A 21,793-nucleotide genomic window follows, 5' to 3' on the forward strand; every position below is an offset into this window, starting at 1 on the left:
TGCGTCGCAAACAACACTTGGCGTTGGTGTAGGAGTCTGGGCATGGCTGGTGTAATGGATTCGGTGAACCAGCGCACGCAACTGGTAGGGCAGAATCGCCTCGAGCTGCTGTTGTTCCGTCTCGACGGTCCGCAGCTCTACGGGATCAACGTGTTCAAGGTTCGGGAAGTGCTGCAATGCCCGTCACTGACGTTGATGCCCAAGTCCAGTCCTGTCGTGTGCGGGGTGGCGAGCATTCGAGGGGCGACCATTCCGATCCTGGATCTGGCAATGGCGACCGGCTCGGGAGCGTTGAAAGACAAGAAAAACCCGTTCGTGATCATCACGGAGTACAACACCAAGACCCAGGGTTTCCTGGTCCGCTCGGTGGAGCGCATCGTCAACATGAACTGGGAAGAGATTCATCCGCCGCCCAAGGGCACGGGTCGCGATCATTACCTGACCGCTGTGACTCGGGTGGACAATCAGTTAGTCGAAATCATCGACGTCGAGAAGGTACTGGCCGAAGTGGCGCCGACACCGGAAGCGATTTCGGTGGGCGTGGTCGATGTCGAAACGCAGGCCAAGGCGTTGTCGCTGCGGGTGCTGACGGTCGATGACTCGTCGGTGGCGCGCAAGCAGGTGACGCGTTGTCTGCAGACGATCGGCGTTGAAGTGGTGGCGCTGAACGACGGCAAGCAGGCGCTGGATTACCTGCGCAAGCTGGTCGATGAGGGCAAGAAGCCGGAAGAAGAGTTCCTGATGATGATCTCCGATATCGAGATGCCGGAGATGGACGGGTACACCCTGACGGCGGAAATCCGCGGCGACGCACGCATGCAAAAGCTCCATATCATCCTGCACACTTCGTTGTCGGGGGTATTCAATCAGGCGATGGTCAAGAAAGTCGGTGCCGATGACTTTTTGGCCAAATTCCGCCCTGATGACCTGGCATCCCGGGTAGTCGACCGGATCAAAGCAGCAGATATCAGCTAGGGGCGTTTTGTCCCTGGCGATTCACACGATTTAAGAGGCGGCATCATTGTCTACGGGTAATTTGGATTTCGAACAGTTCCGGGTCTTCCTGGAAAAAGCCTGTGGCATTCTGCTCGGTGAAAACAAGCAGTATCTGGTCTCGAGCCGTCTCAACAAACTGATGGAGCAGCAAGGCATCAAGTCCCTGGGTGAGCTGGTTCAGCGCATCCAGACCCAGCCGCGCAGCGGTTTGCGCGAGCAGGTGGTCGATGCCATGACGACCAACGAAACCCTGTGGTTTCGTGATACCTATCCGTTTGAAGTCTTGAAGAACAAGGTATTGCCGGAAGCGATCAAGGCCAGCCCCAATCAGCGTCTGCGAATCTGGTCGGCGGCGTGCTCGTCGGGTCAGGAACCGTACTCGCTGTCGATGTCGATCGACGAGTTCGAGCGCAGCAACCTGGGCCAGTTGAAGATGGGCGTGCAGATCGTTGCCACGGACCTGTCCGGCCTTATGCTCAATAACTGCAAGACCGGCGAGTACGACAGCCTGGCGATCGGTCGCGGTCTGTCGCCGGAACGCCTGCAACGCTATTTTGACCCGAAAGGGCCGGGGCGTTGGGTCGTCAAGGCACCGATCAAGAGCCGGGTGGAGTTTCGCTCGTTCAACCTGCTCGACAGCTACGCCGCGTTGGGCAAGTTCGACATCGTGTTCTGCCGCAACGTGTTGATCTACTTCTCTGCCGAAGTGAAGAAGGACATCCTGTTGCGCATTCACAGCACGCTGAAGCCGGGCGGGTATCTGTTCCTTGGCGCGTCCGAAGCGCTGAACGGTTTGCCGGATCATTACCAGATGGTCCAGTGCAGCCCGGGGATCATTTACCAGGCGAAGTGATTGCAGCAGCAATAAAGAACGGGAGGCCTAAAAGCCTCCCTTTTTTACGCCTGTCGAAATGCTCCCTGACAGCAAATCCCTGTGGGAGCGAGCCTGCTCGCGATAGCGGTCTGGCAGCAAAAGATATGTCGACTGATACAACGCCTTCGCGAGCAGGCTCGCTCCCACGGTTGTCCGCCGGTGATAGTGAGAGGCAGCCAAGCGGCAGAAAAGCGGCATTCAGCGGAAGCCGGTTGCCGCTTTTCTGGCATTGCCGCTGTGCCGGTTTGGCGCAAGGCCCCGGAATACGCGGGTTTTATCATTTGGCACGGCGCTTGCTAAAGCTCAGTTACGAAAAACCGGTCACCTGAAGGTTCCCGACATGAGCATCAGCTTCGATAAAGCGCTCGGCATTCACGAAAAGGCATTGGGCTTCCGCGCCCAGCGTGCCGAAGTGCTGGCCAACAACATCGCCAACGCCGACACCCCGAACTACAAGGCGCGGGATCTGGAGTTCTCCAAAGTGCTTGAAGCACAGACCGAGAAGACCAAAACCGGCGGCCACTTTGCCCTGAACATGACCAATAGCCGTCACATCGAGGCTGAGGGGCTGGGCAACGGCGACGAGTCGCTGATGTATCGCACGCCGATGCAGCCTTCGATCGACCAGAACACCGTGGACGCTCAGCTGGAACAGTCGAACTACGCGGAAAACGCCGTCGGCTTCCAGGCCAGCTTCACCTTGCTCAACAGCAAATTCAAAGGGCTGGTATCAGCCCTGCGCGGAGAATAATCCATGTCCCTGTCCAGCGTTTTCAACATTGCCGGCAGCGGCATGAGCGCCCAGACCACGCGTCTGAACACCGTGGCCTCGAACATCGCCAACGCCGAAACCGTTTCGTCGAGCATCGACCAGACCTATCGCGCCCGTCACCCGGTATTCGCCACCATGTTCCAGGGCGGCCAGGCCGGCGGCAGCAACTCGCTGTTCCAGAACCAGGACGCTGCCGGCCAGGGCGTGCAGGTGCTTGGCGTGGTCGAGGACGACAGTAATCTTGAAGCGCGCTACGAGCCGAACCATCCGGCCGCTGACGGCAAAGGTTACGTCTACTACCCGAACGTCAACGTGGTGGAAGAGATGGCTGACATGATTTCCGCGAGCCGGTCTTTCCAGACCAACGCCGAAATGATGAACACCGCCAAAACCATGATGCAGAAAGTACTGACCCTCGGTCAGTAATAAGGGGCGACTGCCATGAGCGTTACGGATACCACCAGCAGCCTGGGCATGAAAGACATCCTGGCCAACTCGTCGAAGACGAGCAGCACCACGTCGGGTGGCATCGCTTCGGCGACCAACAGCGCCACCGGCGGCCAGGCGCTGGGCAAGGATGCTTTCCTGCAGTTGCTGGTCACCCAGCTGAAAAACCAGAACCCGCTCGACCCGCAGGACAACAGCGCATTCGTTGCGCAACTGGCGCAGTTCAGCAGCCTTGAAGGCATCACCACGCTGAACTCCACCGTGAGTGGGCTTGCCGGCAACTACAACTCGTCGCAGGCGCTGCAGGCTTCGTCGCTGGTCGGTCGCAATGTGATCGTACAGACCAACACCGCGCAGCTCGACGATCCGAGCAAAGGCCTCACCGGTTCGGTCAACGTGCCTTCGTCCATCGCGGGCGGCACCGTGACCATCACCGACAAGGACGGCAAAACGGTGCGCACCATTGACCTGGGCAGCCGTGCCGCCGGCGCCGCGAGCTTCACTTGGGATGGCAAGGACACTGCGGGCACCGTCGTGCCAGTTGGCACTTACACATTCAAGGCCAGCGCACCGATCAACGGCACCGCGACGGACCTGGCGACCTACCTGCCGGCTACCGTCAACAGCGTGACGATCAGCCAGACCGGTGGCGAGCTGATGCTCAACCTGGCCGGCAAGGGCACCGTTGCCCTGTCCAAAGTACAAACCATTGGTATATAGAGCCGACTAACCCGGCACAAAGGAGTGGAACATGTCTTTTAACATCGGCCTTAGCGGTCTCTATGCCGCCAACAAACAGCTCGACGTGACCGGCAACAACATCGCCAACGTCGCGACCGCCGGTTTCAAATCCTCGCGCGCAGAATTCGAAGACGTGTATTCGTCGACGCGTCTGGGCAGCGGCAGCAAAGTAATCGGCAACGGCGTGCGCCTGGCCAACGTTTCCCAGCAGTTCACCCAGGGTGACATCAACAACACCGGCAACGTGTTGGACATGGGCATCAACGGTTCGGGCTTCTTCACCATGAGCAACAACGGCTCGATCTCGTACACCCGTGCCGGTACGTTCAAAGTCGACAACGCCGGTTTCATCACCAACACTGACTACACCTCGCGTTTGCAGGGTTACGGTGTGGATGCCAACGGCAAGATCCTCAACGGCGTGTTGACTGATCTCAAGATCGACACCTCGAACCTGGCGCCGAAGTCGACTTCGGCGGTGACTTCGAGCATCAACCTGAACTCTTCGGCACAGAAAATCATCGATACCGGCGCTACGCCCGTCGTGTTCGATCCGTCCAAGCCCGAGACGTACACCAAGTCGTTCAGCACGCCGATCTATGACACTCAGGGCAACTCCCACGTCATGGATCAGTACGTGGTGAAAACCGGCGACAACGTCTGGAAGGTTTACACCCTGGTCGATGGGCGCAACCCGGACGCTACCGGCAGCGATCCAACCAAGACTCCACCGGTCGCTTCGACACTGACGTTCGACAGTTCCGGCAAGTTGCTTCAGGTCAGCACGCCTAACCCGGCAGATCCGACTGATCCGATCATCAGCAGTGATCTAACCCTGAAAGACTGGAAGCCAGGCACCGTGACCAACGGTAACTTCACGCCTAATGGCGCTTCGGCCAACCCGAATGGCGTGACCATTTCGATGGCCAAGACCACCCAGTACAACGCCGATACTTCGCGCACGATCCCGACTCAGGATGGCTACGCCACTGGCCAGATCACCAACCTGACCATCGACGGTACCGGTACGCTGTTCGCCAACTTCAGCAACAACCAGAGCAAGGCGATTGGTCAGGTTGCACTGGCCAGTTTCACCAACGAGCAGGGCTTGCAGGCTGTCGGTGGTACTAGCTGGAAAGAGACTTTCGCTTCGGGTATTCCGGGCTACGACGCGCCGAAGACAGGTACCTTGGGCGAGGTGATGTCCAACTCGCTGGAAGAGTCGAACGTTAACCTGACCAACGAGCTGGTTGATCTGATCAAGGGTCAGAGCAACTATCAGGCGAACGCCAAGACCATTTCGACTCAGAGCACGATTATGCAGACCATTATTCAGATGACCTGATTTATTTGTTGGCTTTGCATCACAGAAAACCGACGTCCTGAGGCGTCGGTTTTTTTTGCGCGGTGATACGTTGCGCATCGATTTTTCCGTTCGTCGTCTGGTGTGGTGTGGAAATTGCTGCCTCTTCGGACAAGACGCAGCCACCGTCAAATTTTCGACCGATGTGCGTCACGGTGTAGCAGTAGGCTGCCCCAACATGGAAGTCATCAAAAGCTCTAGGGATGGAGTTCTATGAATAATATCAAAGCTGTCCGTGCGCCAATCCGGGTGCTGCAACTGACAAGCCTTAAGGCCCGCCGACCAGGCAGTGCCAGTAATTCCTTCCTGCGTTATCAGATTTCTTTGCCTGTCGGGCTGTACGCACCGCTGATCGCCGCACCGCATCGTAGGCGCTGTCTTGCCCGCTTAACAATACAACATGTAACGATGGCCAGCGCATGCTCAGAGAGGGGCAACCCCGAAGTGCCTGGCTTCTCAGCGTAGTTTCCGACACACACACACACAAGGAAGATGTAATGGCAGTTATAAATGGCACCAACGCTGCGGATACCCTGGTGGGCACCGCAGCTGATGATCAGATTCGGGGCTATGCTGGGGATGACGTGTTGAATGGCGGCGCCGGTAACGACGTGTTGATGGGCGGGGAAGGGGCCGACCAGATCAACGGCGGTGCGGGAATTGATATAGCCAGCTATGAGGATGTGACCAACGTCATTCCGGTAACGCTGAATCTAAAGACAGGTGTGCATACCGGCGCCGCCAGGGGCGATATATTCACTGATATTGAAGTGTTCAGGGGGACGAACTGGGCGGACACTTTCGTCAGCGGCTCCGGAGCTGACACCTTTGATGGTCTTCAGGGTAATGACACGCTCAGCTACGCGACATCTGAGCAGGCTATCAATATTTTTTCCTCTGTCGGGGCTGCCGGCACTGGCACCGGTGGCGACGCCCAAGGTGATTCGTTCACCAATGTTGAAACGATTGTCGGTTCAGCGTTCAACGATACCTTTACGCTCACCGGCGGTGGGCTGACGCTTAACGGCGGGGCGGGTAACGACGTTTACATAATTAACGGCAACACCAACGCCAGCATCATCGAAGCGGCAGGCGGCGGTGATGATGAGGTTCGCACCACGCAAAACACTGCTTATCTGGCGGTAAACGTCGAGCGCCTGACCTTCACGGGTGCCGGGAGCTTCAAGGGCACCGGCAATGCTGGTGACAATATCATCACGGGCGGCGCGGGCGACGACGTATTGATCGGGGGGGCGGGTGCAGATCAATTGATTGGTGGTGCCGGTTTCGATATCGCAAGTTATGAAGATGTCGTTAATGGCGTTGGTGTGACGCTCAATCTCAAGACCGGCAGTAATACCGGCATTGCGTTGGGAGACAGCTACTCCGGCATCGAACTCTACAAAGGCACGAATTACGGAGACACGTTCGTCAGCGGCGCGGCAGCCGAGACCTTCGAAGGTCTTCAGGGTAATGACACGCTCAGCTACGCGACATCTGAGCAGGCTATCAATATTTTTTCCTCTGTCGGGGCTGCCGGCACTGGCACCGGTGGCGACGCCCAAGGTGATTCGTTCACCAATGTTGAAACGATTGTCGGTTCAGCGTTCAACGATACCTTTACGCTCACCGGCGGTGGGCTGACGCTTAACGGCGGGGCGGGTAACGACGTTTACATAATTAACGGCAACACCAACGCCAGCATCGTCGAAGCGGCAGGCGGCGGTGATGATGAGGTTCGCACCACGCAAAACACTGCTTATCTGGCGGTAAACGTCGAGCGCCTGACCTTCACGGGTGCCGGGAGCTTCAAGGGCACCGGCAATGCTGGTGACAATATCATCACGGGCGGCGCGGGCGACGACGTATTGATCGGGGGGGCGGGTGCAGATCAATTGATTGGTGGTGCCGGTTTCGATATCGCAAGTTATGAAGATGTCGTTAATGGCGTTGGTGTGACGCTCAATCTCAAGACCGGCAGTAATACCGGCATTGCCTTGGGAGACAGCTACTCCGGCATCGAACTCTACAAAGGCACGAATTACGGAGACACGTTCGTCAGCGGCGCGGCAGCCGAGACCTTCGAAGGTCTTCAGGGCGCGGATATTCTCAGCTATTCGACGTCGGATCAGGCCATCAACATTCTGTCGTCCGTTGCTGGAGCCGGTACCGGCTCTGGCGGCGATGCCCAAGGTGACTCGTTTACCAATGTGGAAACTATCGTCGGCACGGTATTCAACGATACGTTCACCGTCACCGGCGGTGGACTGGTGCTCAACGGCGGTGCGGGCGATGACGTTTATGTTTTCAACAACAATGCCAACGGCGTCATCATCGAGGCAGCTGGCGGTGGTATCGATCAACTCTTCACCAATAACGTCGACATGACGCTGGCCGCCAACGTCGAACGCCTGACATACACCGGTACCGGCAACTTCACGGGGCGTGGCAATGCCGGCGATAACGTGATTACCGGCGGCAGCGGCAACGATGTGTTGATCGGCGGTGCGGGGGCGGATCAGCTCATCGGAGGCGCCGGTGTGGATACTGTCAGCTATGAAGATGAAAGAACCGGTGCTGGCGTGACCCTCAATCTGAAGACCGGCGTGCACACAGGCCTGGCTCAGGGGGACACTTTCGAGAGCATCGAGGCAATCCGGGGTTCGGCCTATGGCGATACTTTCTTCGCCGGTACTGGAGCTGACACGCTGGATGGCTCGGGTGGTCTGGACAAGCTGGATTACGCGGATTCGTCCCAAGCCATCAGCCTGTCCATTGCCAACGGCGCCGGCACTGGCTCGGGTGGTGACGCGCAAGGCGACCAGTTCAGCAATATGGAGTGGATTGGCGGCTCGGTGTATGCAGACCGGTTCTCGGCGACTGCTGGAACGATCACCGTCAGTGGCGGGACGGGCAACGACGTTTACGTCGTCGATGGCACCGGGGTGATCAACGCCATAGAAGTGGCGGGAGGGGGGGACGATGAGATACGTACCAGTCAGGCCAGTGGTGTACTGGGAGCGGAAATCGAACGATTGACCTATACCGGCAGCGGCAATTTCACCGGGCGTGGCAATGCCGGTGACAACGTCATCACCGGTGGTGCGGGTAACGATGTGTTCATGGGCGGAGCTGGCGCTGACCAGTTCATCGGCGGGAGTGGTATCGACACTGTCAGCTATGAGGATGACGTCACTAAAGTAGGGGTAACCGTCGACCTGAAGGGTGGCGTTCATACAGGGATAGCTTCCGGTGACACTTTCTCCGGTATTGAAGCTTTCCGTGGTTCAGCCAATGGCGATACGTTTGTCGCCAGTCTTGCGGTCGATACCCTTGATGGCGCTGGCGGCATCGACAGACTGGATTACTCCGGTTCCGCCCAGGCCATTACCATGTCCGTTACCAATGGCGGCGGCGTCGGAGTGGGCGGCGATGCTCAGGGCGATGTGTTCAGCAACTTCGAGAACATCATCGGTACAGCTCAGGATGATCAGTTCACCCTCGCTGCGGGCTCGGTGACGTTCACCGGGGGGGCAGGTAATGATGTCTACATCGTTAACGGCACGGGTGCACTGACTGTCATCGAGACCGCCGACGGTGGCTATGATGAAGTGCGTACCAACCAGGCCAGCGCTACATTAAGCGCGGGTGTAGAGCGCCTGACCTATACCGGAACAGGGATCGGTAACTTCACCGGCCGGGGTAACGCCAGTGATAACGTCATTATCGGCGGTAGCGGCAATGACTTGCTCATGGGCGGTGGCGGTGCCGATCAACTGGTTGGCGGTGCCGGTAGTGACACTGTCAGCTATGAAGATGATTACAGTGGCGTCGGCGTGACGCTGAACTTCAAGACCGGCGTACACACCGGGATTGCCGCCGGGGACACCTTTTCCGGAATCGAGACGTTCCGAGGCTCCTCCTCCAACGACACCTTCGTTGCAAGTACCCAGGCCGATGTTCTCGACGGCGCGGGCGGCACCGCTGACAAGCTGGACTATTCCGGATCTGCCCAAGCTGTCGTCTTGACGGTCGCCAACAATGCGGGATCGGGGGTTGGCGGTGATGCGCATGGCGATGTGTTCAGCAATTTCGAGAACATTGTCGGGACTGCCCTTGACGATCAGTTCACGGTCACGGCCGGTACAATGACCTTTAGCGGTGGACAGGGCAATGACATCTACTTTGCCACGGGCACCGGTTCGGTTCTGGTCACTGAACTGGCGGGTGAAGGTGACGATGAGGTACGCACCAATCAAGTCAATTACACCTTGAACGGCGAAGTGGAACGGTTGACCTATACGGGAACGGGCAACTTTACCGGCCGCGGCAATGTGGGCGACAACATCATCACCGGAGGGACAGGCAATGACGTCCTTTTTGGTGGATTGGGGGCGGATCAACTGATTGGCGGTGCAGGTTTCGACATTGCCAGTTATGCCGATAGCGGTATGGCGATTGTCAGCACGAAAACCGGCGTTGCCAATGCAGGCTCGGCAGCAGGGGACACCTACAGCAGCATTGAGCAGATAAACGGCTCCAATGCCGGTGATATTTTCATCGGCGGCGCGGGTGCGGATCGCTTCGATGGGGGTGCCGGTGTCGATTTCCTCAGCTTTGCCTATGAAACCGAAGGTGTCACCTTCAATCTCAGTGCTCCGCTTTTGACCGGCGTAGGGGCGGGGGACGTATACACCTCGATCGAGGCTTTCCTGGGCTCCAGCTATGCGGACACGTTTACCGGCAGCACTGGTGCAGCCGAAAGCTTCGTTGGTGGAGGTGGTGCGGATGCGCTGTTCGGCGTTGGGCGTGGCGATGCGGCCTGGTATGTCAACAGTTCGGCAGCCGTGCAGGTCAATCTGTTGACCGGTGCAGGCACCGGAGGTGATGCCGAGGGGGACGTGTTGAGCAATATCGACAACCTGGTCGGTTCCGCGTTCAGCGATACGCTGACGGGTAACGCACTGGCTAACATGATCGAAGGCGGAGACGGAAACGACATCATTGACGGTGGTGACGGCAACGACATTCTGTACGGCAACAGCTTCACCGTCACAGGGGCGTTAACAGGCCAGCCTTCTACCGCCAACCAGGCAGATATCATTCATGGTGGCAACGGTAACGACTACATCACCGGTCATGTGCTTGATGCAGGATCGGTTTACTACGGCGACGGCGGTAATGACCGGATTACTGTCGTGTCCGCGATTGCAGACGGTGGCGACGGCGATGACGAGTTAATAGCCATCGGCAATGGTTATGAACTACATGGCGGTGCAGGTAACGACAAACTCTATCTGAGCGCTTCGGGTGATGGCTATGGTGGAGAGGGAAGCGATCAGTACTTCGTTGCCTCGAAGACCATGGTGGCAATTTTCGATGACGGGGTTACCGGTACTGACACTGTTACCCTGAGGAATATTCAGGCTTTCAATGATGTTGTACTCAAATCGAATGAGTTGGGGGTCTACATCTTCAACCGCGCCGATTTCGAAAGTGGCAATCTCAACTCCGGTGTCTTCCTCAAAGACTGGAATGCCGGCGCCAACAACATTGAAAAGTTCTACACCAACAACGGTGAGTCCTTCACCATTCCTGTCGTAGGGCAGGCAATGACGGAGTCATTCGCAGTTTGACGAAAACGCTGTAACCCAAAAAACGGCGAAGCCTGAACTCAGGTTTCGCCGTTTTTTTCGGCTTCGATACTTACCGCAGATAAAGAGAACCCCCGACAAACCAGAAGTCTGTCGGGGGGGGGCTCATTCAAGCGTCTCGCAACGCCTGAAATCAGCTCAGCTTATTGGCAAGCTTCGCAATCCGGCTCGTCGATCGCGCAAGCCTTGGGCACTGGCGCCGGACCGGCTGGAGCTGCCAGAACCGAATCATCACCATGGTTGCCGCCGCTGGAAACAGCGTTCAGCTTGCCGGTGTTGATGGTCGACTTCTCGGTGCTGGTCGCGGCCAGGGCACGGAGGTAGTAAGTGGTTTTCAGACCACGGTACCAGGCCATGCGGTAGGTCACGTCCAGCTTCTTGCCCGATGCGCCGGCGATGTACAGGTTCAGCGACTGAGCCTGGTCGATCCACTTCTGGCGACGGCTGGCGGCGTCGACGATCCACTTGGTGTCCACTTCGAATGCGGTTGCGTAGAGCTCTTTGAGTTCTTGCGGGATGCGCTCGATCTGCTGAACCGAACCGTCGTAGTACTTCAGGTCGTTGATCATGACCGAGTCCCACAGACCGCGAGCCTTGAGGTCGCGAACCAGGTACGGGTTGATCACGGTGAATTCGCCCGACAGGTTCGATTTCACGTAGAGGTTCTGATAGGTCGGTTCGATCGACTGCGAAACGCCTGTGATGTTGGCGATGGTCGCGGTCGGCGCGATGGCCATGATGTTGGAGTTACGAATGCCTTTCTGTACACGGGCACGAACCGGCGCCCAGTCCAGGGTTTCATTCAGGTCGACATCGATGTACTTCTGGCCACGCTGTTCGATCAGGATCTGTTGCGAATCCAGTGGCAGGATGCCTTTGGACCACAGCGAACCGTTGAACGTCTCGTACGCGCCGCGCTCGTCGGCCAGGTCGCAGGACGCCTGGATTGCGTAGTAGCTGACCGCTTCCATCGACTTGTCGGCGAACTCGACGGCAGCGTCGGAACCGTAGGCGATGTGCTGCAGGTACAGCGCGTCCTGGAAGCCCATGATGCCGAGGCCGACCGGACGGTGGCGGAAGTTGGAGTTCTTCGCTTGCGGCACCGAGTAGTAGTTGATGTCGATCACGTTATCGAGCATGCGCACGGCGGTGTTCACGGTGCGTTGCAGCTTGGCGGTGTCCAGCTTGCCGTCGACGATGTGGTTCGGCAGGTTGATCGAGCCCAGGTTGCAAACGGCGATCTCGTCCTTGTTGGTGTTCAAGGTGATCTCGGTGCACAGGTTCGAGCTGTGAACCACGCCGACGTGCTGCTGCGGGCTGCGCAGGTTGCACGGGTCTTTGAAAGTCAGCCATGGGTGGCCGGTTTCGAACAGCATGGACAGCATCTTGCGCCACAGGTCTTTGGCCTGGATGGTCTTGAACAGCTTGACCTTGCCCGGGTACTCGGTCAGCGCTTCGTAGTACTCGTAACGCTCTTCGAAGGCCTTGCCGGTCAGGTCGTGCAGGTCCGGCACTTCGGATGGCGAGAACAGGGTCCACTTGCCGTCATCGAAGACGCGCTTCATGAACAGGTCAGGAATCCAGTTGGCGGTGTTCATGTCGTGGGTACGACGACGGTCATCACCGGTGTTCTTGCGCAGCTCGATGAATTCTTCGATGTCCATGTGCCAGGTTTCCAGGTAGGCACAGACAGCGCCTTTGCGCTTGCCACCCTGGTTAACGGCTACAGCGGTGTCGTTCACTACTTTGAGGAACGGAACCACGCCTTGCGACTTGCCGTTGGTGCCCTTGATGTACGAACCCAGTGCACGCACCGGGGTCCAGTCGTTGCCCAGGCCACCGGCAAATTTCGACAGCATGGCGTTGTCGTGGATCGCGTGATAGATGCCCGACAGGTCATCCGGCACGGTGGTCAGGTAGCAGCTCGACAGCTGTGGACGCAGGGTGCCGGCGTTGAACAGGGTCGGGGTCGACGCCATGTAGTCGAACGAGGACAGCAGGTTGTAGAACTCGATCGCACGGTCTTCTTTGTGCTTCTCTTCGATCGCAAGACCCATGGCCACGCGCATGAAGAAGATCTGCGGCAGTTCGAAGCGCACGCCATCCTTGTGGATGAAGTAACGGTCGTACAGGGTCTGCAGGCCCAGGTAGGTGAATTGCTGATCGCGCTCGTGGTTGATCGCCTTGCCCAGTTTTTCCAGGTCGAAGGTGGCCAGCACCGGGTTCAGCAGTTCGAATTCGATACCCTTGGCGATGTAGGCCGGCAGTGCCTTGGCGTACAGGTCGGCCATTTCATGGTGCGTGGCGCTTTCGGCGACTTCGAGGAAGTTCAGGCCTTCGGCACGCAGGGTGTCCATCAGCAGGCGGGCGGTGACGAACGAGTAGTTCGGCTCGCGCTCGACCAGGGTACGGGCGGTCATCACCAGTGCGGTGTTGACGTCGGTCAGGGCCACGCCGTCGTACAGGTTCTTCAGGGTTTCGCGCTGGATCAGGTCGCCGTCGACTTCTTCCAGACCTTCGCAGGCCTCGGTGACGATGGTGTTCAGGCGGCCCATGTCGAGCGGCGCGAAAGTGCCGTCGGCGCGGGTGATGCGGATCGACGGATGTGCGTTGACCGCAGCTTCGGCCGGGGCGTGGGCAGCGCGTTCTTTCGAACGACCGTCACGGTAGATCACATAGTCGCGCGCCACTTTCTGCTCGCCGGCACGCATCAGGGCCAGTTCGACCTGGTCCTGGATTTCTTCGATGTGGATGGTGCCGCCCGATGGCATGCGACGCTTGAAGGTCGCGGTGACCTGCTCGGTCAGGCGCGCAACGGTGTCGTGGATTCGCGACGAAGCGGCAGCGGTGCCGCCCTCAACTGCGAGAAACGCTTTGGTGATAGCGACGGTGATCTTGTCATCGGTGTAAGGAACGACAGTGCCATTACGCTTGATCACGCGCAGCTGGCCAGGCGCGGTGGCTGCCAGATCCGAAGTCGAATCGGCGGCCTGCGGCAAGGTGCCCTGCGGGTTCTCGCGAGTTGTGTCGGTTTGCATGGGGGGTTGTCTCCACATTCTCTATGTTTGTTTGGCACCGTCATGGTGCTCACCGTTCTGTACCGAAGCACTGCGACCGACGAGCGTCGGCTTGACAACTTCGGAACAGTAGGAAAAAGGCTGCAACGCCGCGTCCTTGCCGAAGTTTTGGTTGCGGGCCAATGCTCGCAACCGGATTCCTTTGCAGGTGACAGTAATGACTGCAACACCCATACCGTTTTGTCCCTTTCGGACTAAAAAAACGGTGCCATCCGCCAGTGCGGTTTGGGCTTTGAAAAACTTGCTTTGTTCACCTGAAACTCGCCATAAAGCACTTGAGTTTCAGGCCTGAAATGTGGTTGGGCGTTTATGTCGAAAACCCCATATGTAGGGTCTCCGTTTTCGCCGTGCTACAAGATAATGCGTTTCAGGGGAGGATTGCAACGTACTACCTGTGGATAAGCCTGTGCGTAAATTGTGTAAGAAAGACGGAAATCGCGTGTAGGCCGCGAGACTGCTGAGTCAGACCGTTTGTCACTGTTTTTTCACCGGGAAAAACGCTTCAGCGGTTTTTTAAGGGCGCGAACCCTATCACAGAATTCCGCCTTGTCCGAACGCATTTACCGACTTGTTTTCCGGGTGTCTGGCGTTTATACAATCGCCCGGTGCGCAGGCATTTTTATCCTCCTCAAAGATGACAAATGAACGGGAGGTATACACAAGACTGTGGGAGTGAGCCTGCTCGCGAATCGATTCACCATTGAGCATTCACGTTGGCTCAACAGACGCTTTCGCGAGCAGGCTCGCTCCCACGGGTTTGTCCGCGTCAGGCAATTGTCCTTATTCTTTTAATAAAAACAGCAAGCAGAGGTCACCGGTGGAGCCACAAACCTGGCAGGTATTGATTGTCGAGGATGACCAGCGGCTGGCGGAGCTCACCCGCGATTACCTGCAAGCCAATGGCCTGCGCGTGGAGATCGAGGGCAATGGCGCGCTGGCGGCGGCGCGGATCATCAAGGAGCAGCCGGATCTGGTGATCCTCGATCTGATGCTGCCCGGCGAGGATGGCTTGAGCATCTGCCGCAAGGTGCGCAGCCAGTACGACGGGCCGATCCTGATGCTTACCGCGCGTACCGACGATGCCGACCAGATCCACGGTCTGGACCTCGGCGCCGATGATTACGTGTGCAAACCGGTGCGTCCGCGCCTGTTGCTGGCGCGCATTCAGGCGCTGCTGCGACGCAGTGACACACCGGAGCCTGTCGCGGAAAAATCCCGTCGCCTGCAATTCGGCCCGCTGGTGGTCGACAACGCCCTGCGTGAAGCGTGGCTGAGCGACAACGGCATCGAGCTCACCAGCGCCGAGTTCGACCTGCTCTGGCTGCTGGTGTCCAATGCCGGGCGGATTCTGTCGCGCGAGGAGATCTTTACCGCCCTGCGCGGCATCGGCTATGACGGCCAGGACCGCTCGATTGATGTGCGCATCTCGCGCATCCGCCCGAAAATCGGCGACGATCCCGATCATCCGCGTCTGATCAAGACCATCCGCAGCAAAGGCTACCTGTTCGTTCCCGAAGCCTGCGTAGACCTGGCGCTGTGAATTCGATCTTCCTGCGTATCTACGGCGGCATGTGCGCCGCGCTGATTCTGGTGGCGGTGCTCGGTGTGCTGGCGCTGAACCTGCTCAATCAGGTGCGCAGCGAGCAATACCGCGAGCGCCTGGCCCATGGCACGTTCTCGTTGATGGCCGACAACCTGCAACCGATGAACCAGACCGAGCGTCACCGGGCCCTGCTGGTGTGGGAGCGCTTGCTCGGCATTCCCCTGACGCTGAAGAAATTCGCCGAAACCGATCTCGATCTGGCGCAGCGCACCCGGGTGCTGCGCGGTCAGGCGCTGGTCGAACAGACCGGGCCGCACGCGGCCAAGGTTTATCGTCTGGTCAGCGAAAAAGAACAGATGATGTTGGTGGGTGAGGTGCAGCAGATCAGCGAGCAGCTGGCCCGGGCGACAATTTATCTGCTCGCCGATGAACTGGTTCGGGTACCGGTCGGCGAGCAGCCCAAACGTCTGGCGCAAATAAAGAAAGAAAAGGGCTTCGGCTTCGACCTGCGTCTGGTCACGGTGAGTGAGGCGGACATGGACGAAGACCAGAGCCGCCGCGTCGCCGAGGGCGATACGGTGATGGCGCTGGGCAAGGGCGGCGACTCGATCCGCGTGTTTGCCGGTATGGTCGGCACGCCGTGGGTGCTGGAAATCGGGCCGCTGTATCAGATGAACCCGTACCCACCGGAATGGCTGGTGCTGATTGCCGCGCTCGGCCTGACGCTGATCGGCCTGATCGTCTATCTGCTGGTGCGCCAGCTGGAGCGGCGCTTGCGAGGGCTGGAGGCCGCCGCCACGCGCATCGCCAAGGGCAGCCTGGAAACCCGCGTGCCGGCGCGCGGTGCCGATTCGGTCGGGCGTCTGGCGTCTGCGTTCAACGGGATGGCTGAGCACTTGCAGCAGTTGCTGGCGATCCAGCGTGAACTGGTGCGGGCGGTGTCCCATGAGCTGCGCACGCCGGTAGCGCGTCTGCGCTTCGGTCTGGAAATGATCGGCTCGGCAACCACGCCGCAAGCGCTGGAAAAATACCGCGAAGGCATGGATCACGACATTGAGGACCTCGATAAGCTGGTTGACGAAATGCTCACTTACGCGAGGCTGGAGCAGGGCTCACCGGCGCTGACCTTCCAGCGCATCGATCTCGATGCGCTGGTCAATCAGGTGATCGAGGAGCTGGCGCCGTTGCGCGCCGAGGTCACGGTGCAGCGCGGCCTGTGCCTGTCGGCGGTCGACAATGACGGTGCCTGGGTCGAGGCCGAACCGCGTTATCTGCATCGAGCGTTGCAGAATCTGGTTGGCAACGCGATGCGCCATGCGCGTTCGAAGGTCACTGTGAGTTATCAGGTCGGGCAGTTGCGCTGCCGAATTGACGTCGAGGATGACGGGCCGGGGGTTCCGGAGGTGGCGTGGGAGCGGATTTTCACGCCGTTCCTGCGCCTGGACGACAGCCGCACGCGGGCGTCGGGCGGGCATGGATTGGGCTTGTCGATTGTGCGGCGGATCATCCACTGGCATGACGGCCGGGCGATCATTGGCAAGAGCAAGAGCCTGGGTGGGGCTTGCTTCAGTCTGAGTTGGCCGAGGAATCAGGAGCGCCGCTAAGATTCGGGGCAGCCAGGATATTGCCTTCGCGAGCAGGCTCGCTCCCACAGTGGGCTGCATTTCTAGATGTGGGAGCGAGCCTGCTCGCGAAGGGGCCATGACAGGCAGCCCAAATCTTCAGGCTCGGATGCTGACCAGACTCAACAACTGCCCATCCTGCACGCCAAACTGTGCCTCCAGTTCGGTGCCGTTGCGCCACTCGTTCGACAGATCGGTCAGCAGGCGCAACCGCACCTGGCCCTGCTCGGTCCATTCCAGCACTTCGGCGTGCTCGAAGTAAAAACGCTTCTGCACGATCGGGTAGAGCGCTTTGAACAGGCTTTCTTTCACCGAAAACGTCAGCGTCACGCACAGCGCCAATTGATCCGCAGAGGCCGCTGCCATGCGCTGCATTTCTGCCGGAATCAGGATTTCCCCTGCCAGGCGCTCGGCGCGTTCGCTGCTCAGCAGGTTTTCCAGGTCCATGCCCAGGCCACGCCAGTGCTGCTTGTTGGCAACAATGGCTGCGGCGCGACCGGTGCTGTGGGTGATCGAGCCACAGATATGCGCCGGCCAGACCGGGGCGCGATCCTCGCCAATCGCTGGCACCATGTCCATGCCTTCAAGCTGTTGCAACGCCGCACGGGCGCAGATTCGCCCGGCGAGAAACTCTGCCTGGCGCTTGGCCACTGAGCGCTGAATGCTCGGCGGTGGCGGGACGGCGCTGCGCTGGAAGTCATCACCGAGTAATCGCGACGGGTCGAAATGGGTGCTGAGCAGCACGGTATCGGGCAATACCGTCGGCAACGGCCAGTGGCTGTCGAGCGCGGTGCAGCAGGCGGGCAGGGCGGGGGTGGCATTCATGGCGGGCATTTTGCCGGTTAGTCGGGGCAAGGTCGAGAATCGCGGTGAAGCTTTTCGCGAGCAGGCTCGCTCCCACAGGGGATTTTCTGCGCGACACAGATCCAGTGTGGGAGCGAGCCTGCTCGCGAAGGCCGCGCCTCGGTCGTTACTGGCTCAGCCGAAAACCTTCTTCAAGAATGCCTGCATATCCGCCCAGGATTTTTCATCCGCTGCCTTGTTGTAGCCAATGTCCGGCCCGCCGTGTTCGCCATGGCTCAGGCGATCGGCGTCCGGATTGCTGAAGCCGTGTTTGGCGCCATCAAGGCTGACAAACGTGTAGTCGGCGCCGGCCTTGTCCATTTCCGCTTTGAAGGCAGTGACATTGTCCTGGGTGACCATGCTGTCGAGCGTACCGTGCTCGACCAGAATCTTCGCCTTCACGCTGCCCGGGGTTGCCGGAGCCTTGGTCGCCAGTGCACCGTGGAAACTCACCACGCCGGCCAGCGGCACGCCCTGGCGCGCAGCGTTCAGCACCACAGCCCCGCCGAAGCAATAGCCGATGGCTGCCAGTTTGCCGGTGTCGGTTTGCGGCTGCTTCTTCAGCAAATCAAGGCCAGCGGCAAAACGTTTGCTGGCCGCGTCCGCATCCTTGGTCGCCGCCTGCATGAACGCCATCGCATCTTTCGGGTGCTCGGTATTCTTGCCTTCGCCATACATGTCGATGGCCAGTGCGCTGTAGCCCAACTGGGCCAGATCCCGGGCGCGGCGCTTGGCGTAATCGTTCAGTCCCCACCATTCATGCACCACAACGACGCCCGGACGCTTGCCCTTGATCGCATCGTCATAAGCGTAGTAGCCGATCAGCCGGGTGCCGTCGGCGCTTTGATAGGGGATTTCTTCGGTCTTGATCGCAGCCTGGGTGAGGCTGCTGATGATCAGCAGAGTCAGGGCGAGGAACAGGCGCATGGTCGGGTCTCCTTGGGGTAAGTGGTCAGAACAGCCTAGTCGATCTGGTTCAGGTCAGGTTCAGAGACGGTTCAGGGGCGGTACAGGGGAGGCTCAGTAACCTTGCGCCATACCCAAACAGCACTGTGAAAGAGGAAATACCCATGACTCGTTTAAACAAACTGCTGCTGGCTTTTACCCTGTTAGGCTCCAGCATCGCGGCGAATGCCGACGACACCCGTAACTTTGCCGGGCTGACGTTCGGCCAGACCAGCGACAAGATCGATAAGTCCCACGCGCTGAACAACAACCTCGACCACCCCAACGCCACCGGGGCCATCGATGGCAACAACACCTACGGCGTGCGCCTCGGGCAGCAAAACAGCCAGGGCCGCTACTACGCCACTTACGACAACGTTTCCGGCTCGCACAATGGCGTTAAACTGCGCCAGGAAAATTTGCTGGGCAGCTATGACCTGTTTTATCCGGTGGGCGGCAGCACCAAACTGTTCGGCGGCGCCACGGCCGGTCTGACCAAGCTGACTCAGGATTCGCCAGGCTTCAGTCGTGACAGCGACATCGGTTACGCCGTCGGCGGCCAGTTCGGTGTCCTGCAGCAAGTTTCGCAAAACACCTCGGTGGAACTCGGTTACCGTTATCTGCGCAGCAACGCCAGCACCGAAATGAAAGAGAGCGGCGGCAGCAAGCAGGGCTCGCTGGACTTGACCAGCAGCGCGCAGACCTACCTGTCGGCCAACTACTATTTCTAAGTAGTTGCCAGGTCAATGTGGGAGCGAGCCTGCTCGCGAAGGCCATTGGTCAGTCGATTTCCGGGTTGACTGATCCACCGCTTTCGCGAGCAGGCTCGCTCCCACAGGTTGTGTGGGGAGAGTTCAAGTAATGGGGAGAAAGGCATGAAACTGTTGGTCGTTGAAGATGAGGCGCTGTTGCGTCATCACCTGCAAACCCGCCTGACGGAGAGCGGTCACGTGGTCGAATCCGTGGCCAACGCCGAGGAGGCGCTGTACCAGACCGGACAGTTCAACTTCGATCTGGCGGTGATCGATCTCGGCCTGCCGGGCATGGGCGGGCTCGATCTCATCCGCCAGTTGCGCTCAGGCGGCAAGACGTTCCCGATCCTGATTCTCACCGCGCGCGGCAACTGGCAGGACAAGGTCGAAGGCCTCGCCGCCGGTGCCGACGATTACGTGGTCAAACCGTTCCAGTTCGAAGAACTCGACGCACGCCTGAACGCGTTGCTGCGCCGCTCCAGCGGGTTCACCCAATCGACCATCGTCGCCGGTCCGTTGCTGCTGGACCTCAATCGCAAACAGGCGAGCCTCGATGAGCAACCGCTGGCGCTGACCGCCTACGAATATCGCATTCTCGAATACCTGATGCGCCACCATCAGCAAGTGGTGCCCAAGGATCGGTTGATGGAACAGCTCTATCCCGATGACGACGAGCGTGATCCGAATGTGATCGAAGTGCTGGTCGGGCGTCTGCGGCGCAAACTCGAAGGCCCGGCCGGGTTCAAACCGATCGACACCGTGCGCGGGCTCGGCTATCTGTTCAACGAGCGCTGCACTTGATCCGTTCCCTTCGCGTTCGTTTGATGCTCGCCGCCACCACGTTGGCGGTGTTGTTCATGCTCGCCTTGCTCCCGGCGATGCAAGGCGCGTTCAGCCTCGCCTTGCAGGATTCTATCGAGCAACGCCTGGCCTCGGACGTCACTACGCTGATCTCCGCCGCGCGCGTGGAAAACGGTCGCCTGGTGATGCCGTCGCAATTGCCGGACGAGCGCTTCAACCTCACCGATTTCCGCTTGCTCGGTTATATCTACGACCGGGAAGGGCACCTGGTCTGGCGCTCCAAAGCCACCCAGGAAGAGCGGATCAACTACAAACCGCGCTACGACGGCCTCGGCAACGAGTTCGCGCGGATTCGTGAAGCCAGCGGCCAGGAATTCTTCGTCTACGACGTCGAAGTCAAATTGCTTGGCGGCAAAAGTGCGGCGTTCAGCATCGTCGCTCTGCAACCGGTGCGCGAATACGAAACCACCCTCGAAGGCCTGCGCGAAAATCTCTATCTGGGCTTCGGCGCGGCACTGCTCGTGTTGCTGGCGTTGTTATGGATCGGCCTGACCTGGGGCCTCAAAGCCTTGCGCAGATTGAGCCAGGAACTCGATGAAATCGAAGGCGGCACCCGTGAAAGCCTCACGGAAAAACACCCGCGTGAATTGCTGCGCCTGACCGGCTCGCTCAACCGGTTGTTGCTCAGCGAACGCCAGCAGCGCAGCCGCTACCGCGACTCCCTCGACGACCTTGCGCACAGCCTGAAAACACCATTGGCGGTGCTTCAAGGCGTCAGCGAAGACATGGCTCAGCGGCCTGAAGACCGCGATCAGGCCTGGGTGCTGCAAAGTCAGATCGAGCGCATGAGCCAGCAGATCAGCTATCAATTGCAGCGGGCGAGCCTGCGCAAAAGCGGCCTGGTGCGCCATCAGGTGCGCCTGCAGCCAGTGCTCAAAAGCCTGTGCGACACGCTGGACAAGGTTTACCGCGACAAACGCGTGCGTGTGGCGTTTGACCTGCCGGAGCATTGCTACGTGCCGATCGAGCAGGGCGCCTTGCTGGAAATGCTCGGCAACCTGCTGGAAAACGCCTATCGCCTGTGCCTGGGCGAAGTGCGCGTCAGCGTGCGCGAATCGCTGGCAGGGATAGAACTGTGCGTAGAGGACGACGGCCCCGGCGTGCCACCTGATCAGCGAGCGCGAATTCTTGAACGCGGCGAACGGCTGGACGCCCAGCATCCGGGGCAGGGGATCGGGCTGGCGGTGGTCAAGGACATCATCGAAAGCTACAACGCCCGGTTAGCGCTGGGCGATTCGCCGATGGGCGGGGCGGCGTTCAGGATTCATTTCCCTGCTGTTTGAATGTTGGCAGTGCTGGCCTC

At 59.2% G+C, this 21,793-nt stretch carries 16 protein-coding genes; 12 read left to right on the forward strand and 4 right to left on the reverse strand.

Going from position 1 to position 21,793, the window contains the following annotated elements; all coding sequences use genetic code 11:
* The first annotated feature begins 42 nt into the window (after positions 1-42).
* The 7 genes from HU727_RS08265 to HU727_RS08295 all read left to right on the forward strand — a co-directional run bounded on the left by HU727_RS08265 (position 43) and on the right by HU727_RS08295 (position 10,829).
* On the forward strand, positions 43-975 hold the full coding sequence (locus HU727_RS08265) for a chemotaxis protein CheV (protein ID WP_186529774.1): 933 nt from the start codon (positions 43-45) through the stop codon (positions 973-975).
* Between the two features lie 46 nt (positions 976-1,021).
* Complete coding sequence (gene cheR, locus HU727_RS08270) at positions 1,022-1,849, forward strand: protein-glutamate O-methyltransferase CheR (RefSeq protein ID WP_186529772.1); 828 nt, start codon at positions 1,022-1,024, stop codon at positions 1,847-1,849.
* A gap of 361 nt (positions 1,850-2,210) precedes the next feature.
* Positions 2,211-2,621: a flagellar basal body rod protein FlgB gene (gene flgB / locus HU727_RS08275; RefSeq protein ID WP_186529770.1), complete on the forward strand. Its 411-nt coding sequence runs from the start codon at positions 2,211-2,213 to the stop codon at positions 2,619-2,621.
* Positions 2,622-2,624: 3 nt separating this feature from the next.
* Positions 2,625-3,068, forward strand: a complete 444-nt coding sequence (gene flgC / locus HU727_RS08280) for a flagellar basal body rod protein FlgC (protein WP_186529768.1) — start codon at positions 2,625-2,627, stop codon at positions 3,066-3,068.
* Positions 3,069-3,083: 15 nt separating this feature from the next.
* On the forward strand, positions 3,084-3,809 hold the full coding sequence (flgD, locus tag HU727_RS08285; protein WP_186529766.1) for a flagellar hook assembly protein FlgD: 726 nt from the start codon (positions 3,084-3,086) through the stop codon (positions 3,807-3,809).
* A 31-nt stretch (positions 3,810-3,840) separates the two neighbouring features.
* A complete protein-coding gene (gene flgE, locus HU727_RS08290) occupies positions 3,841-5,175 on the forward strand; it encodes a flagellar hook protein FlgE (protein WP_186529764.1) in 1,335 nt (444 codons plus the stop codon).
* A 515-nt stretch (positions 5,176-5,690) separates the two neighbouring features.
* Positions 5,691-10,829 carry a beta strand repeat-containing protein gene (locus tag HU727_RS08295; RefSeq protein ID WP_217847128.1) on the forward strand — a complete coding sequence of 1,713 codons (5,139 nt, stop codon included), beginning with the start codon at positions 5,691-5,693 and terminating at the stop codon, positions 10,827-10,829.
* Between the two features lie 161 nt (positions 10,830-10,990).
* Here HU727_RS08295 and HU727_RS08300 read toward each other — a convergent pair whose 3' ends face one another.
* Both HU727_RS08300 and HU727_RS08305 read right to left on the reverse strand, forming a co-directional pair.
* Positions 10,991-13,885: a ribonucleoside-diphosphate reductase subunit alpha gene (locus tag HU727_RS08300; protein ID WP_186529760.1), complete on the reverse strand. Its 2,895-nt coding sequence runs from the start codon at positions 13,883-13,885 to the stop codon at positions 10,991-10,993.
* 21 nt (positions 13,886-13,906) lie between these two features.
* Positions 13,907-14,098, reverse strand: a complete 192-nt coding sequence (locus tag HU727_RS08305) for a hypothetical protein (RefSeq protein WP_186529758.1) — start codon at positions 14,096-14,098, stop codon at positions 13,907-13,909.
* A 643-nt stretch (positions 14,099-14,741) separates the two neighbouring features.
* On the opposite strand from HU727_RS08305, the gene HU727_RS08310 reads away from it, so the two are divergent.
* Entirely contained in the window at positions 14,742-15,464 is a 723-nt protein-coding gene (locus tag HU727_RS08310; RefSeq protein WP_186529756.1) for a response regulator, read from the forward strand.
* Positions 15,461-17,071 (forward strand): ATP-binding protein, encoded by a 1,611-nt coding sequence (locus HU727_RS08315; RefSeq protein WP_186529754.1) that lies wholly within the window; start codon positions 15,461-15,463, stop codon positions 17,069-17,071. Before HU727_RS08310 ends, HU727_RS08315 begins: the two co-directional genes overlap by 4 nt.
* Before the next feature lie 117 nt (positions 17,072-17,188).
* On the opposite strand, the gene HU727_RS08320 is transcribed toward HU727_RS08315, so the two are convergent.
* Positions 17,189-17,914, reverse strand: coding sequence for a 4'-phosphopantetheinyl transferase family protein (locus tag HU727_RS08320; protein ID WP_202883529.1), 726 nt, complete (start codon positions 17,912-17,914; stop codon positions 17,189-17,191).
* Positions 17,915-18,067: 153 nt separating this feature from the next.
* Positions 18,068-18,859 carry a dienelactone hydrolase family protein gene (locus tag HU727_RS08325; protein ID WP_186529752.1) on the reverse strand — a complete coding sequence of 264 codons (792 nt, stop codon included), beginning with the start codon at positions 18,857-18,859 and terminating at the stop codon, positions 18,068-18,070.
* 143 nt (positions 18,860-19,002) lie between these two features.
* On the opposite strand from HU727_RS08325, the gene HU727_RS08330 reads away from it, so the two are divergent.
* The 3 genes from HU727_RS08330 (at position 19,003) to HU727_RS08340 (ending at position 21,773) form a co-directional block, all read left to right on the forward strand.
* A complete protein-coding gene (locus tag HU727_RS08330) occupies positions 19,003-19,608 on the forward strand; it encodes a hypothetical protein (RefSeq protein ID WP_186529750.1) in 606 nt (201 codons plus the stop codon).
* A 144-nt stretch (positions 19,609-19,752) separates the two neighbouring features.
* Positions 19,753-20,430, forward strand: coding sequence for a response regulator transcription factor (locus tag HU727_RS08335; protein ID WP_042560510.1), 678 nt, complete (start codon positions 19,753-19,755; stop codon positions 20,428-20,430).
* Positions 20,427-21,773: an ATP-binding protein gene (locus tag HU727_RS08340; RefSeq protein ID WP_186529748.1), complete on the forward strand. Its 1,347-nt coding sequence runs from the start codon at positions 20,427-20,429 to the stop codon at positions 21,771-21,773. Before HU727_RS08335 ends, HU727_RS08340 begins: the two co-directional genes overlap by 4 nt.
* The last annotated feature ends 20 nt before the right edge of the window (positions 21,774-21,793 follow it).

It is taken from the genome of Pseudomonas khorasanensis (genome assembly GCF_014268505.2).
Classification (GTDB): Bacteria; Pseudomonadota; Gammaproteobacteria; order Pseudomonadales; family Pseudomonadaceae; genus Aquipseudomonas; species Aquipseudomonas khorasanensis.